Source organism: Streptomyces sp. NPDC056480 (assembly GCF_042795405.1).
Taxonomy (GTDB): Bacteria; Actinomycetota; Actinomycetes; order Streptomycetales; family Streptomycetaceae; genus Streptomyces.
Genome location: NZ_JBHTSA010000054.1, coordinates 15,799 through 30,447 on the forward strand (window position 1 = coordinate 15,799; position 14,649 = coordinate 30,447).

The 14,649-nt window shown below is 72.7% G+C and carries 13 protein-coding genes; 4 read left to right on the forward strand and 9 right to left on the reverse strand.

The annotated features are described in order from the left end of the window. Nucleotides 1-5 precede the first annotated feature (5 nt). Together ACFQ79_RS23145 and ACFQ79_RS23150 are read right to left on the reverse strand one after the other, a co-directional pair. The gene (locus tag ACFQ79_RS23145) at nt 6-719 is read right to left on the reverse strand and encodes a carbon-nitrogen hydrolase family protein (protein WP_383586416.1); all 714 of its coding nucleotides are present in this window, start codon (nt 717-719) and stop codon (nt 6-8) included. A gap of 91 nt (nt 720-810) precedes the next feature. Continuing rightward, nucleotides 811-1,401 (reverse strand): TetR/AcrR family transcriptional regulator, encoded by a 591-nt coding sequence (locus tag ACFQ79_RS23150; RefSeq protein ID WP_383586418.1) that lies wholly within the window; start codon nt 1,399-1,401, stop codon nt 811-813. Nucleotides 1,402-1,550: 149 nt separating this feature from the next. On the opposite strand from ACFQ79_RS23150, the gene ACFQ79_RS23155 reads away from it, so the two are divergent. Further along, a complete protein-coding gene (locus ACFQ79_RS23155; protein ID WP_383586420.1) occupies nt 1,551-4,022 on the forward strand; it encodes a beta-glucosidase in 2,472 nt (823 codons plus the stop codon). Nucleotides 4,023-4,079: 57 nt separating this feature from the next. Here ACFQ79_RS23155 and ACFQ79_RS23160 read toward each other — a convergent pair whose 3' ends face one another. Further along, nucleotides 4,080-5,009, reverse strand: coding sequence for an SGNH/GDSL hydrolase family protein (locus ACFQ79_RS23160; RefSeq protein ID WP_383586422.1), 930 nt, complete (start codon nt 5,007-5,009; stop codon nt 4,080-4,082). Between the two features lie 259 nt (nt 5,010-5,268). On the opposite strand from ACFQ79_RS23160, the gene ACFQ79_RS23165 reads away from it, so the two are divergent. Together ACFQ79_RS23165 and ACFQ79_RS23170 are read left to right on the forward strand one after the other, a co-directional pair. Then, entirely contained in the window at nt 5,269-5,763 is a 495-nt protein-coding gene (locus ACFQ79_RS23165) for a DUF3145 domain-containing protein (RefSeq protein WP_073807023.1), read from the forward strand. A gap of 66 nt (nt 5,764-5,829) precedes the next feature. Continuing rightward, on the forward strand, nt 5,830-7,362 hold the full coding sequence (locus ACFQ79_RS23170; protein ID WP_383586424.1) for a PQQ-binding-like beta-propeller repeat protein: 1,533 nt from the start codon (nt 5,830-5,832) through the stop codon (nt 7,360-7,362). A 119-nt stretch (nt 7,363-7,481) separates the two neighbouring features. Here the strand turns inward: ACFQ79_RS23170 and fabF are convergent, their stop codons facing one another. From fabF to ACFQ79_RS23195, 5 genes are all read right to left on the reverse strand, one after another. Further along, the gene (gene fabF, locus ACFQ79_RS23175; protein ID WP_383586426.1) at nt 7,482-8,744 is read right to left on the reverse strand and encodes a beta-ketoacyl-ACP synthase II; all 1,263 of its coding nucleotides are present in this window, start codon (nt 8,742-8,744) and stop codon (nt 7,482-7,484) included. Nucleotides 8,745-8,823: 79 nt separating this feature from the next. Further along, nucleotides 8,824-9,072: an acyl carrier protein gene (locus tag ACFQ79_RS23180; protein ID WP_015033413.1), complete on the reverse strand. Its 249-nt coding sequence runs from the start codon at nt 9,070-9,072 to the stop codon at nt 8,824-8,826. A 56-nt stretch (nt 9,073-9,128) separates the two neighbouring features. Next, entirely contained in the window at nt 9,129-10,160 is a 1,032-nt protein-coding gene (locus tag ACFQ79_RS23185; RefSeq protein ID WP_383586427.1) for a ketoacyl-ACP synthase III, read from the reverse strand. An 18-nt stretch (nt 10,161-10,178) separates the two neighbouring features. After that, complete coding sequence (locus ACFQ79_RS23190; protein ID WP_383586429.1) at nt 10,179-11,096, reverse strand: ACP S-malonyltransferase; 918 nt, start codon at nt 11,094-11,096, stop codon at nt 10,179-10,181. Between the two features lie 89 nt (nt 11,097-11,185). After that, on the reverse strand, nt 11,186-12,367 hold the full coding sequence (locus ACFQ79_RS23195; RefSeq protein WP_073917732.1) for a CdaR family transcriptional regulator: 1,182 nt from the start codon (nt 12,365-12,367) through the stop codon (nt 11,186-11,188). 224 nt (nt 12,368-12,591) lie between these two features. Here ACFQ79_RS23195 and ACFQ79_RS23200 point away from each other — a divergent pair, with 224 nt between their 5' ends. Beyond that, entirely contained in the window at nt 12,592-13,299 is a 708-nt protein-coding gene (locus tag ACFQ79_RS23200; protein ID WP_383586431.1) for a pirin family protein, read from the forward strand. A 19-nt stretch (nt 13,300-13,318) separates the two neighbouring features. Here ACFQ79_RS23200 and ACFQ79_RS23205 read toward each other — a convergent pair whose 3' ends face one another. Next, the gene (locus tag ACFQ79_RS23205) at nt 13,319-14,497 is read right to left on the reverse strand and encodes an Ig-like domain-containing protein (protein WP_383586433.1); all 1,179 of its coding nucleotides are present in this window, start codon (nt 14,495-14,497) and stop codon (nt 13,319-13,321) included. Nucleotides 14,498-14,649 lie beyond the last annotated feature (152 nt).

Sequence of the window (14,649 nt, forward strand, 5' to 3'; positions counted from 1 at the left end):
GCGGGTCAGCCGAGATCGGCGAGCACGAACCCCGGCTTGTCCGGGCCCGCGTCGGCGATCCGCTCGCCGTCCGGGCTCCAGGCCCCGGCCGCGCCGCCGCCCACGCCGTCCTCGTTGGCCCCGAGGACATTGCCGAGCACCACGTGGAGGCCGAAGTCCCGGGCCCGTACCGGATACACCGTCTCGAACGAGTCGTTGTCCGCGGAGAGCACCGAACTCGCCAGGTACACCGCGCACGTGTCGGCTGCGGCGCGCTCGGCCAGCTCGGGGAAGCGGTTGTCGTAGCAGGTGGCCGTGGCGAAGCGGACCCCGTCGAGCGTGAACCGCCCGTCGGTCGTGCCCGGCGCGAAGACCTCCTGCTCGATCCCGTACAGGTGCTGCTTGTCGTACCGGGTGAGGAGCTCGCCCTCCGGGCCGATGACCAGCGTCGTGACCGCGGGCCGGCCGTCCGCCGTCCGCACCGGCCCGTTGACGACGGCCGCCGCCGAGACGGCGCGGCAGGCCTCCCGTACGGGTTCGAGGCGGGGGTCGTCCTCGGTGAGGACCAGGTCGGGGGTGTCCCGGATCAGGGCCGGCTCGTAGCCGCTGAGGCAGAGCTCGGCGAAGACGACCACACGGGCGCCCTCGGCCCCGGCGGCCCGGACCATGTCGGCGACGGTCCGCACGTTGGCGGCGATGTCCCCGGCGACCGGGGCGAACTGGGTGGCTGCGACGATCATGCCCCCCATCATCCCGCCCGCCCGTCGCGCGGGAACCCCCGGGACCGGCCACGGAGGACGCTTCGCCGCGGGACCGGGCGGCCCTCGCCCGCTAGCCGATCTCCGGCGGGTTCCTGTCCTCGCCTCCGTGCAGCAGGTGCAGGAAGTCGCGGAAGGCGGCCGGCATGTCCACCGCAGCCGGGTCCAGGAGCCACTGGTACTGCAGTCCGTCCATCACCGCCGTCAGCAGCGGCGCCGCGCGCTCCGGGCTCAGTCCGCTGGGCAGCCGGTCGCCGAACTCCAGGCGCAGCACCTGCGCCATGTTCGCCCGCACCAGTGCGTACCGCTCGGTGAAGAACCTCCGCGCCGGGTGCTCATCCGTCACGCTCTCGCCGAGCAGCGCGGAGAAGGTCTGCACGATGCCGGGCCGCATCGCGTTGTACTCGACGAGCGATTCGAGCAGGTCGAGCCGCCAGCCCTCGCGGTCCCGGCCGCCGCTCGTGTCCCAGCGGTCGCGCTCCTCCAGAACGGCGACGAGCAGCGCCTCCTTCGTCGGGAAGTAGTGCAGGAGCCCCTGCTGGGTGAGCCCGACGCGCTCGGCGACCGAGCCGAGGGTGGCGCCCCGGTAGCCGCGCTCGGCGATCACTTCGAGGGCCGCGCGCAGGATGTCCGCCCGCCGCTCCTCGCTCCTGGCCCGCGCCATCGCCGTGGCCCCTCTCCGCTCGTCGTACCGACAGGACCGTACCCCGTCCATAAGATAACGAAAAGATAACATCACCTACCGATCTACAGGTATGTGGGTGCACGATGGCGTCATCGGGGTCATCGGTACGTCAACGAGGAGGTACGGCCATGACGGAGACCAGCGCGGACACGGCACGGGCAGCGGCGGACGCCGCACGGGAAGAGGCCGTCGAGGCGGCGCTCGCCAAGCTCGACCTGGACACCAAGACCCGGCTGCTCGCCGGCCAGGACATGTGGTCCCTGCCCGCCCTGCCGGAGATCGGACTGAAGTCCCTGGTCATGTCCGACGGCCCCATCGGTGTCCGCGGCGTCCGCTGGACCGCCGACGACCCGTCCGTCGCCCTGCCGTCCCCGACCGCGCTCGCCGCGGCCTGGGACCCCGCCCTCGCCCGCCGCGCCGGCCGCCTCCTCGCCCAGGAGGCCCGCCGCAAGAGCGTCCACGTCCTGCTCGCGCCCACGGTCAACCTGCACCGCACCCCGCTCGGCGGCCGCCACTTCGAGGCCTACAGCGAGGACCCCTTCCTCACCGGCGCCGTCGGCACCGGCTACGTCCAGGGCGTCCAGGACGGCGGCGTCGGCACCACCGTCAAGCACTTCGTCGCCAACGACGCCGAGACCGACCGCTTCACCGTCGACAACCGGATCGCCCCGCGCCCCCTCCGCGAGCTCTACCTCGCCCCCTTCGAGGCCATCGTCAGGAACGCCCACCCCTGGGGCATCATGACCGCCTACAACCGGGTCAACGGCGTGACCATGACCGAGAACCGCCACCTCGTGAACGAGGTCCTGCGCGGCGAGTGGGGCTTCGACGGCTACAACGTCTCCGACTGGATGGCCGCCCGCTCCACCACCGGCGACATCGAAGGCGGCCTCGACGTCGCCATGCCCGGCCCGCAGACCGTCTACGGCGAGGCGCTCGCCGCCGCCGTCCGCTCCGGCGAGGTCGAGGAGTCCACGGTCGACGCGGCCGTACGCAACGTCCTGCGGCTCGCCGCCCGCGTCGGCGCCCTCGAAGGCGCCCCGCCGGTCGTCACCGAACCCCCGGCCGCCCTGGACGGCGACGCGCTCGCCCGGGAGATCGCCCGCCGCGGCTTCGTCCTCGTCCGCAACGAGAACGGCGCGCTGCCCCTCGCGGCCGGAACGACCGTCGCCCTCTCCGGCGCCGCCGCCCGCGACGCCCGCGTCCTCGGCGGCGGCTCCGCCCAGGTCTTCCCCGAGCACATCGTCTCCCCGCTGGCCGGCCTCACCGCCGCCCTGGCGGCCGGTCCCGACGGGGGTGCGCTCACCTACACCGTCGGCGCCGACCCCAGCGACGAACTCACCCCCGCCGAGCAGGGGTTCACCCTCCGTGCCCGCTGCCGCGACGCCTCCGGCGCCGTGCTCGGCGAGGGCTCCCTGCCCAACGGCCAGGTCCAGTGGATCGGCGACGACCTCCCGGCCGGCGTCACCCACGAGGCCCTCGCCTCCATCGAGGTCGTCGGCACCTTCACCCCGCGCGAGTCCGGCGAGCACTCCTTCGGCACCCGCGGCCTCGGCTCCTACGCCCTCACCGTCGACGGCGAGACCCTCTACGAGGGCGTGCAGGCCATCGGCCCCGAGACCGATCCCTTCGAGGCCTTCTTCGGCTCCCCGGTCGAGCGCGCCAAGGTCGCGCTCACCGCGGGCGAGACCGTCGAGGTGTCCCTGCTCCACACCCTCGACAAGGAGTTCGCGGCCCCCCTGCCCGCGGTCATGTTCTCCTTCGTCCACCTCGGTCCGCGCCGTGACCCCGACGAACTGATCGCCGAGGCCGTCGAGGCGGCCCGCGCCGCCGACACCGCCGTCGTGGTCGTCGCCACCACCGAACGCGTCGAGTCCGAGGGCTTCGACCGCAAGGACCTCGCCCTCCCCGGCCGCCAGGACGACCTCGTACGGGCCGTCGCCGCCGCCAACCCGAACACCGTCGTCGTGGTCAACGCCGGCTCCCCGGTCGAACTGCCCTGGCGCGAGGACGTGGCCGCGGTCCTGCTCAGCTGGTTCCCCGGCCAGGAGGGCGGCGCCGCCCTCGCCGACGTCCTCACCGGCGCCGAGGAGCCCGGCGGCCGCCTCCCCACCACCTGGCCCGTCGCCCTCGCCGACGTCCCCGTCACCGAGACCACCCCCACCGAGGGAGAACTCGACTACTCCGAGGGCGTGTTCATCGGCTACCGCGCCTGGGACAAGGCCGGTGCCGTCCCCGCGTACGCCTTCGGCCACGGCCTCGGCTACACGACCTGGTCGTACGAGGCCCTGACGGCCGGCCCCGACAGCGTCACCGTCCGGCTCACCAACACCGGTGACCGCGCCGGCCGCGAGGTCGTCCAGGTCTACCTGGCGCCCGTGGACGACTCCGTGGAGCGCCCCGCCCGCTGGCTGGCCGGCTTCGCGAACGTCGAGGCGGGCCCCGGCGAGACCGTCGAGACCGCCATCGAGCTGCCCCGCCGCGCCTTCGAGATCTGGGACGAGGAGAAGAACGACTGGACCCTCGTCGCCGGAACCTACGAGGTCCTGGCGGCGCGCTCCCTCACGGACGCCCGTCTGACCACCACGGTCGAGGTCTGACCGCGGGGGTCCTCACGACCGGCCCCGGGGCGGCACCTGACAACCGTCCCGGGGTCCTCACTCCTCCGTGATCCGCCGGTACGCCAGCTCCGCGAGCCGTGCCTGCCCGTCCCGGCTCGGGTGGAAGAAGTCCCAGGGGCTCAACTGCCCGGTGTCGAAGCGGAATCCGAAGACCGCCCCGCCGTCGTACCGGCACCGGTCATCCTTCGCGCACACCTCCGAGAGCACCCGGTTGTACGCCACCACCCGGTCCTGCACCTCGGCGCGCCGCCGCTCCGCCGCGGCGCTCAGGTCCTCCGCGTCCGACAGCATCGCGCCGCAGATCCCCAGCTTCCACACCTCGAGCCCCATCGGGCTGACCCGTCCCGTGGACCACAGATGCATCAGGGACGGCACGCTCGCCACGTACACCTGCGCCTTCGGCGCTCCCTTCCGCAGCCGGGCGAGCGCCGTCTCGAAGTGCGTCCGGAAGTCGGCGACCGGGGTCATCAGGTCCGGGGTGGCCCGGCAGGCGTCGTTCGCGCCCATCATCACCGTGACCAGCTCGGGCCGTTCGGCGGCCGCCACGGCCATCTGCTCCGGAAGCTCCGCCATGCGCGCCCCGGTCCGCGCCAGGTTCCAGCTGCGGGTGGCGACCTTCTCCGGGCCGAGCAGGCGCAGCGCGAGGCTGTTCACGGCGGTGTCCGTGCCCGTCGCCCAGGACGACTCGGGGCAGTCCGCGAGGACCGCGCAGGCGTCGAAGGCGCGGGTGACGGAGTCGCCGACGGCGGCGACGGAGGCGGGGGAGACGTTCCACGGAGAGGTCGGCTCCGGAGCCGGTTCCGTTGCGGCCTTCGGTGCCGTCTTCGGTGCCGGCCCCGGGGTCGCTCTCGCCTCCGGGGTCTTCGCCCCGGGCTCCCCGGCGGTGCAGCCGGACAGCGCCCCCGCGCACAGCAGCGCCGCCGTCGCGGTGGCGACGGCGGTACGAATTCTGCGTCGGCCGCGCATCCCCGGCCCCTCCTTCGGCGTCCTGGCGGGTGAAAGCTTCGTGTTCACCCGCCCCCGGACCGACCGTACGTCACACCGATGACGGTGCGGCACGGTAGCTTTTCCCCCGTCGAACCAGAGGCACCTTTGCCGACCGGCTCCGGTAAATTACATCACGTCACATCCTGTCCCCTTTTTAAGGGTTTGTGACCTTTTGCTCCTGATGCTGTTTACTGAGGCCGCTGGGAAAGGCGAACCTCGTCCCACACTGGAGGTCCCGGTGACGACACGTGGAGTCCTGTACGTTCACTCCGCACCGCGCGCGCTGTGCCCGCACGTCGAATGGGCGGTCGCGGGTGTCCTCGGTGCGAGGGTCCAGCTCGACTGGATCCGTCAGCCGGCTTCCCCCGGCACCTGGAGAGCCGAGTTCTCCTGGCAGGGCCGTACCGGCACCGCCTCCGAACTCGCCTCCGCGCTGCGGGGCTGGCAGATGCTCCGCTTCGAGGTCACGGCGGAGCCCTGTCCCACCGCCGAGGGCGAGCGCTACAGCGCCACCCCCGACCTGGGCATCTTCCACGCCGTCACCGGCATGCACGGGGACATCCTGATCCCCGAGGACCGGCTGCGGGCGGCCCTCGCGCGCTCCGCGCAGGGCGAGACGCAGCTGGAGGCAGAGATCGCCCGGCTGCTCGGCAAGCCCTGGGACGACGAACTGGAGCCCTTCCGGTACGCGGGCGAGGGAGCCCCCGTCCGCTGGCTGCACCAGGTCGTCTGACCGGTCGTCACCGACGAGCGGTAGATTCCGCCCGGGTGCGCAGGGGGCGCGCCGGGTGGGAGAGAAGTGACGCGAGGACGTACGGCGCCGGTCACGGCCGCCGTTCTGCTGTCGGGCGCCGCGTTCGGCGCCGCGGCGACGTTCCTGGGAGCCGGGGTCGTCGCCGGTTCCTGGCCGAGGGGCTGGACGGCGCTGGGGTGCGCACTGGCCCTGGTGGCGGCGGGGGTGACGGGACTCCTGGCGGGCCGGCGCAGCCGTACGACCGCGGAGCCCCAGGACGGGGTGCCGGGCCCGGACCTCGCCAAGGCCGACGGCGGCACGACGGCAGGCCGCTCCCCGGCGCTGGTGGCCGGAGTCGTCTGGCTGCTCGCGCTCGCCGCGGCCGGGACCTGGGGCCTGACGGCGGCGGGCGACGACGAGGACGACGAAGAGGGCCGGGCCTCCGGGCAACCCGCCGCGAGCGCCTCCGCGTCGGCGGCCCCGCGGAAGGCGGGGATCGCGTGGTCCGTCCCGCCCGTCGGCGCGAAGCACGACGAGGGGGTCGGTGCCTGGGCCCTCGGCGACGCCGTCGCGCAGGGGCGGCTCGACGGGCTGTACGCGTACGACTCCGCGACCGGAGCGGTCCGCTGGAACGTTTCCGCCCCGACCCGCCAGGCCCTCTGCGGAATGTCCTCCGACGCCGAACAGGGCATCGGCCTGATCGCCCACGGCCGGCACGAGAAGTCCTGCGCCGAACTCCTCGCCGTCCGTGTCTCCGACGGCAAGGTCATGTGGCGCAGGACCCTCCCCGGCACGGGCCTCCTCGCCCGGGGCGCCGCCGTCGGCGGCGGCACCGCCGTCACCGCCGAGGACGGCGCCGTCCGGGGCCGGTCCTCCGAGACCGGCGACCAGCGCTGGCAGCGGCCGCTCGCGAAGGGCTGCCGGGTGCTCGCGGTCGACGCGGACGCCACCCGCACCCTCCTCGCCGAACAGTGCGGCACGGGGGCACGGCTCGTCGCCCTGGACACCCGTACCGGCGCGCAGCAGTGGCTGAGGGAACTCCCCGTGGAGTCCCGTGCCACGGCGGCGGTGGTCTCCGTCGCCCCGGTCGTCGTCGCCGTCCACGAGGACGACAAGCGCGGCACCCACGCCTTCCTCGGCTTCGACGGCAAGGGCACGCCGACGGTGACGATCCCGCTCTCCGGCCCCGAGGGAGAGCTGACCGCCCCCGGGGAGGCGGGCGACGGGCGCACCGCGCGGATCGTCGTCCGCGACGGTCGCCTGATCACGACGGCCGAGCGGGACGGCCTGGTGCCCGACCGGGTCGTCGCGTACTCCCTCACGGACGGCCGGAAGGCCTGGGAGTACGCCTCCGAGCATCAGACGGCGGCGCTGACGACCGAGCGGGACGGCCGGGTCGCGGTCCTGGAGGACGCCGCCGGAGCGAGGATCGTGCTCCTCGACGCCGGCACGGGCAGGCCGGGCACGGTGATCGCCCCGGAGAACACCGAGGCGCAACTCTCCATCGCACCGGAACTCGTCGTCGCCGCCGACGGCGGGCACATCGTCGTCAACCACCTCCTGATGCAGGCGGAACCGTCGGCCTTCGCCCTGCGCTGAGCACCGACACGCGAGGGAGGCCCACCCCGAGAAGGGAGCGGGCCTCCGTCGTCTGCCGGGCACGGCGAAGGCCCGGCTCCCGGGTCGGGGAGTCGGGCCTCTGCCGCGTCAGGTGCGGGTCAGATCGTGCGGAACGCCAGGACCACGTTGTGGCCGCCGAAGCCGAACGAGTTGTTGATCGCGGCGATCGTGCCCTGCGGGAGTTCGCGGGGCTCGTCGCGGACGATGTCCGCGTCGACCTCCGGGTCCAGCTCGTCGACGTTGATCGTCGGCGGGGCCAGACGGTGGTGGAGCGCCAGGACCGTCGCGACGGTCTCGATGCCGCCCGCGCCGCCCAGGAGGTGGCCGGTCATCGACTTCGTCGCGGAGATCGCGACGTGGTCCAGGTCGTCGCCCAGGACCTTCCGCAGCGCCTTGATCTCGGCGACGTCACCCTGCGGCGTCGACGTGGCGTGCGCGTTGAGGTGGACGACCTCGGACGGCTTGAGGTCCGTCGCGTCGAGCAGGTTCTGCATCGCGGCGGCGATGCCCCGGCCGGTCGGCTCGGGCTGCGCGATGTGGTGGCTGTCGGCCGACAGGCCCTGGCCGAGCACCTCGCAGTAGACGCGGGCGCCGCGGGCCTTCGCGTGCTCCTCGGACTCCAGGATCACGACGCCCGCGCCCTCGCCGAGCACGAAGCCGTCACGGCCGGTGTCGTAGGGACGCGAGGCCTTCGTCGGCTCGTCGTTGCTCTTGGACATCGCCATCATGTTGGCGAAGGCGGCGATCGGCAGCGGGTGGATCGCGGCCTCGGTACCGCCGGCGACGACCACGTCGGCACGGCCGGTACGGATCATCTCGACGGCGTAGCCGATCGCCTCGGCACCCGACGCACACGCGGAGACCGGGGTGTGGACGCCCGCCCGGGCGTTCACCTCGAGGCCCACGTTCGCGGAGGGGCTGTTCGGCATGAGCATGGGCACGGTGTGCGGGGAGACGCGGCGGACGCCCTTCTCCTTGAGCACGTCGTACTGGTCGAGCAGAGTCGTTACGCCACCGATGCCGGAGGCGATGACCGACCCGAGCCGCTCGGGCGCGATGGACGCGTCCTCGCCTGCGGGGGCGGTGTAGCCCGCGTCGGCCCAGGCCTCACGGGCCGCGATCAGCGCGAACTGCGCCGAGCGGTCCAGCTTGCGGGCGAGCGGGCGGGGCAGGACGTCACCGGGGTCGACGGCGGCGGTCGCGGCGATCTGCACGGGCAGTTCGGCGAAGCGCTCGCCCTCCAGGGGCCGGACGCCGGAGCGCCCCGCGAGAAGACCTTCCCAGGTCGACGCGGAGTCGCCACCCAGCGGTGTGGTTGCGCCGATACCGGTGACGACCACGGTGCGATTGGTCGAGCTCACAGGAATTCGTTCTCCATGTGTGTGATGGTCGGAATACGGCGCCACCGCCGGGTGGCGGACCGAGTCAGCGAGGGCCGAATCAGGCCTGGTGCTTCAGGATGTAGTCGGCAGCGTCGCCAACCGTCTTGAGGTTCTTGACGTCCTCGTCCGGGATCTTGACGTCGAAGCGCTCTTCGGCGGCGACGACGACCTCGACCATGGAGAGCGAGTCGACGTCCAGGTCGTCGGTGAAGGACTTGTCCAGCTGGACGTCCTCGACCGGGATGCCGGCGATCTCGTTGACGATCTCGGCGAGGCCTTCGACGATCTGGTCCTGGGTGGCGGCCATGGTGGCGCTCCTTCTTGTGATTACTTGTGAAAAGGCTTCCGGGAGAACCGGAGTGCCTAGGGGAGGGTAACGACCGTCGCGGCGAAGACGAGACCCGCCCCGAAGCCGATGATGAGCGCCGTGTCGCCGCTCTTCGCCTTGCCGGTCGCCAGGAGTCGTTCCATGGCGAGCGGAATCGAGGCCGCGGACGTGTTGCCGGTGGTCTCGACGTCACGGGCGACCGTGACGTGCTCCGGCAGCTTCAGCGTCTTCACCATCGAGTCGATGATCCGCATGTTCGCCTGGTGCGGGATGAAGACGTCCAGATCGTCCGCCGAGATGCCGGCGGCGTCCAGAGCCTGCTGGGCGACCTTCGCCATCTCGAAGACGGCCCAGCGGAAGACCGCCTGACCCTCCTGCGTGATGGCGGGGAACTTGATCTCGCCCTGCTCGTTGAGCGGAAGCTTGGAGACGTCGCCCACGTGGAACTCGTTCCACGGCACGGTCTGCTTGATCGTCTCGGACTTGTCGCCCTCGGAACCCCAGACGGTGGGGCCGATGTGCGGCTCGTCCGAAGGACCGACGACCACGGCACCGGCGCCGTCGCCGAACAGGAAGGCCGTCGCGCGGTCCTCCAGATCCGTCAGGTCGCTGAGCCGCTCGACACCGATGACGAGCACGTACTCCGCGGAACCCTCGACGATCATGCCCTTGGCGAGCGTCAGGCCGTAGCCGAAGCCCGCGCAGCCGGCGGAGATGTCGAACGCGGCCGGCTTGCCGGCGCCGATCTTGTCGGCGATCTCGGTGGCGACGGCCGGGGTCTGCTTGAAGTGCGAGACCGTGGAGACGATCACGGCACCGATCTGCTCGGGGTTGATCCCGGCGTCGGCGATGGCCTTGCCCGAGGCCTCCACCGACATGGCGGCGACGGTCTCCTCGGGAGAGGCCCAGTGCCGGGTGGCGATACCGGAGCGCGAGCGGATCCACTCGTCGGACGAGTCGATCGTCTCGAGGATCACCTCGTTCGGCACGACCCGGGTGGGGCGGTAGCCGCCGACACCGAGGATCCGTGCGTACGGGGCGCCCTTGCTGGGCTTGATCTTCGACATGCTTCTCGACACTCCTTGTCAGACGGCCGCGTGCTCAGCGATGAGCGTACGGGCCGCGTCGAGGTCGTCGGGAGTCTTGAGGGCGACCGTGGACACGCCCGGCAGGGCGCGCTTGGCGATGCCGGTCAGGGTGCCGCCGGGGCACACCTCGATCAGCGCGGTCGCGCCGAGCGCCTGGAAGGTCTCCATGCACAGGTCCCAGCGGACCGGGTTCGCGACCTGGCCGACCAGGCGGGCCACGACCTCGGCGCCGTCGGTGACGACCTGCCCGTCCTTGTTCGAGACGTAGCGGGTGGCCGGGGCGGCCGGGGACAGCTCCTTCGCGGCCGCTTCGAGCTTCGCCACGGCCGGGGCCATGTGATGCGTGTGGAAGGCACCGGCGACCTTGAGCGCGACGACCCGGCGGACACCCTCGGGCTTGTCGGCCTCCAGGGCGGCCAGCTGCTCCATGGTGCCGGCGGCCACGATCTGGCCCGCGCCGTTCACGTTGGCCGCGGTCAGGCCGAGCTTCTCCAGATGCGGGACGGTCACCTCGGGGTCGCCGCCGAGCAGCGCCGACATGCCGGTCTCGGTGATCGCGGCGGCCTCGGCCATCGCGAGCCCACGGGTCCGTACGAGACGCAGCGCGGCGGTGTCGTCGAGGACGCCCGCGAACGCGGCGGCGGTGAACTCGCCGACGCTGTGACCGGCGACGACGCCGGGGGAGACGTCGCCGAGGGCGGCGGCGGACAGCAGGCCGGCGGCGACGAGGAGCGGCTGGGCCACTGCGGTGTCACGGATCTCGTCCGCGTCCGCCTTCGTGCCGTAGTGGGCGAGGTCGAGCCCGATGGCGTCCGACCAGGCCGCGATGCGGTCGGCGGCGCCGGGGAGTTCGAGCCAGGGGGTCAGGAAGCCGGGCGTCTGGGCGCCTTGGCCGGGAGCGACGAGTACGAGCACCCTCACACTCTCTCTTGCGGACGGCTCCGAGCGCCCGTGGGGACAGGGACGAAGAACCGTCGGGGGAATTGTTGGTGTTCGACAAAAGTCTAGGACTGCGGATCTCCGTCGGCCAAGCGCCCGAGAATGAGCGCGATCCGCAGCGTGAACGCGGAACGGACATCAGAGGGTGACCAGCCGGTGACGTCGGTCACACGTCGAAGCCGGTAGCGCACGGTGTTGGGGTGCACGAACAGCATCCGCGCCGCGCCTTCCAGGCTGCTGGCCTGCTCCAGATAGACACTGAGAGTTTCGAGCAGCGCCGACCCGGCTTCTTCCAGCGGTCTGTAGATCTCCTCCACCAGCTGCTCGCGCGCCGAAGGGTCGGACGCGATGGCGCGCTCCGGCAGGAGATCGTCCGCGAGGACCGGGCGGGGAGCGTCCTGCCAGGCGGAGCAGGCCTTCAGGCCCGCCGCGGCGGCCTGCGCGGAGCGCGTGGCGGCCAGCAGGTCGGGGACCACCGGGCCCGCGACGACCGGGCCCGCCGCGTACGGGCCGATCAGGGCCTTCGCCACGGCCAGCGGGTTGTCGTTGCCGCCGGCGATGACGACCAGGCGGTTGCCGAGGACCCCGGTGAGGACCTGGAGCTTGGCGTGCCGGGCCGCGCGGCGGATCGCCTCCACGGTCAGCTCGCTGTCCCCGTCGGGGGCCGTGCCGAGGATCACGCACACATGGTCCGGGGAGTTCCAGCCGAGCGCCGCGGCACGCGAGACCGCGCCCTCGTCGGCCTCGCCGGAGAGGACCGCGTTCACCACGAGCGACTCCAGGCGCGCGTCCCAGGCGCCCCGGGCCTCGGCGGCCTGGGCGTACACCTGGGCGGTCGCGAAGGCGATCTCCCGGGCGTAGACGAGGAGCGCCTCGCGGAGGATGGACTCGTCGCCGGGGGCGGCGACCTCCTCGATCGCGGTCTCCATGACCTCGATGGTGGTCCGCACCATCTCGACGGTCTGGCGCAGGGTGATCGCGCGGGTCAGCTCGCGGGGCGCGGTGCCGAAGACGTCCGTCGAGATGGCCTGCGGGGTCTCCGGGTGCCGGAACCACTCGGTGAACGCGGCGATGCCGGCCTGGGCGACCAGACCGATCCACGACCGGTTCTCGGGCGGCATCGCCCGGTACCACGGCAGCGTCTCGTCCATGCGGGCAATGGCGTTGGCGGCGAGCCGCCCGGAGGACTGTTCGAGGCGCTTCAGGGTCGCGGCGTGCGGGTGAGGGGCGTTCGTGGGTTCTGGCACGGGGACAAGACTGCCTTATCGGGACGGCAGTGTGCGGGGTCGGGGCGGTTCGTCTCCGTCGGGGTCGGCGGCCGGACCCCGCAGGAACCGCCGGGAACGCCTCGCGGCGGGACCCGGCCGGAACCGCCGGGAACGCCTCGCGGCGGGACCCCGCCGGAACCACCGGGAACGCCTCGCGGCGGGAGCCGGGTACGGCCCCGGGCGGCCGCACTACCGTAGGACCCGTGATACGCATCCAGCGCGCGGCGGAGCGGTACCCCGGGGGCGACCCGGCCGCCGGGATCGAGACCCGGCACGCCCTGTCCTTCGGGCCGCACTACGACCCCGACAACCTCCGCTTCGGCGCCCTGCTCGCCTGCAACGAGGAGCGGCTGGCGCCCGGCGCGGGCTTCGACGAGCATCCGCACAGCCACACCGAGATCGTCACCTGGGTCGCCGAGGGGGAGCTCACCCACCACGACACGGCCGGCCACACCACGGTCGTCCGCCCCGGCGACCTCCAGCGGCTGAGCTCCGCCGGGGGAGTCCGGCACGTCGAACGCAACGACGCGGACGTGCCGCTCGTCTTCGTGCAGATGTGGCTCGCACCGCTGTCGCCGGGCGGGGAGCCCTCGTACGAGGTGGTGCGCGGGCTCGGGGAGCCGTACGACCTCCCGGCGGCCGGTGCGCGGCTGCACGTCCGCCGGCCGAGCGCGGGCGAGAGCGTCGCCGTACCGGCCGCCGACCTCGTGTACGTCCATGTCGTGCGCGGCACGGTGGGGTTCGGAGAGGAGGAGCCCGGCGCCGAGTCCGGCGAGGGGCCCGACAGCGAGCCGCTGCGCCCCGGCGACGCCGCCCGCATCACCGACGCCCGGGGGCACACCCTCGTCGCCACGTCCGATGCGGAGGTCCTGATCTGGGAGATGCGGGACTGGCGCAAGGCCCTCGGCTGAACGGCCGGGGGCCGGCGCTTCAGGCGAGCGCGCTCTTCTTCTTCCACTGCTCCCAGCTCAGGTTCCACGCCCCGTAGCCGTTGCCCTCGTCGACCGTGCCCTTGGTGTCCTTGCCGGTGATCTCGAAGGGGTCGCCGACGTTCACCGCGCCGTAGAAGGACGCGGCGTTCGCGTCGCTCATGCCGATGCAGCCCGAGCTCTTGTTGGCGTTGCCGAAGTACGCCGCGTTCCACGGGGCCGCGTGCGCGTACATGCCCGACCAGGTCAGCCGCATCGAGTAGTCGACCATCTTGTCGTAGGCGTCCCCGAGGCCGACCGTCTCCGAGTTCATGTTGATGGTGCCCTCCTTCGCCATCAGCACGGCCGTGCCCCGCCAGGACCGCTTGTCGCCGCCCGGGGTGCCGCCGGAGACCGGGATCGTACGGACCGTGCGCCCCGCCTTGTCGAGGGTCAGCCTGTGGCGGTCCAGGTCGACCTTGACGATCTGCGCCGCGCCGATCGTGAAGCCGGTGCGGTAGTCGCGTACGAACCAACCGCCGCCCGAGTCGGTGCCGTTCAGATTCGCCTCCAGGGTGACCTTCGTCCCGGGCTTCCAGTACGTACGGGGGCGCCAGTCCGCCCTGTCCCGGCCCGAGTAGTCCTTGACCCAGCCCCAGGAGCCCTCGGTCGCGTTCGAGGTGGTCACCTTCAGCTGCTTCTCCACGTCCGCCTTCTTCGTGACCGGCAGGTCGAAGACGATCGAGACGGGGTGGGCGATGCCGACGGTGGTGTTCTTGCCGGGGGCGAGGGTCAGCTTGTTGACCTTGTCCGCCGCCGCCGTCCTGAAGGAGGACCGGGTGGTCGACTCCCTGCCGTCGGCCGTGCGCGAGGTGACCTCCACGGTGTACGCGGTGCCCGGCGCCGCCTTGCGGTCCGAGACCCAGCGGGTGCCGCCCGCGGCCGCCCGCCCGGCGAGCGAACCGCCGTCCGCGTCCACGACCTTCACCTCGGAGATCGTGCCGCCCGTCGCGGTCACCGTCACCGGGACGCCGGCCGCCGGCTCCACGACCGTCACCTTCGCCGGCGGAGCCTTCGACGCGTCCGCCGCGGTCCCCCCGGTCCCCCCGGGACCGCTCGCCGCCTGAGCCGAACAGGCCGTCAGGGAGACGGTCAGCGCGACTGCCGCGAGAACGGGACGGGGTGTGCGTATGCGCAGCACGGGAGACCTCCGCAGTGATGAGGAGCGAGTGGGATGTTTCGGACTGTAGGTCGCTCCCCGCGCCGCACGGGGGGCCCGGGACCCGTATGACAAGGGCTGCGGCAAAACGGTCATCGTCCGGTCACATACGCCGCGCGACTCCGTCGAATTCG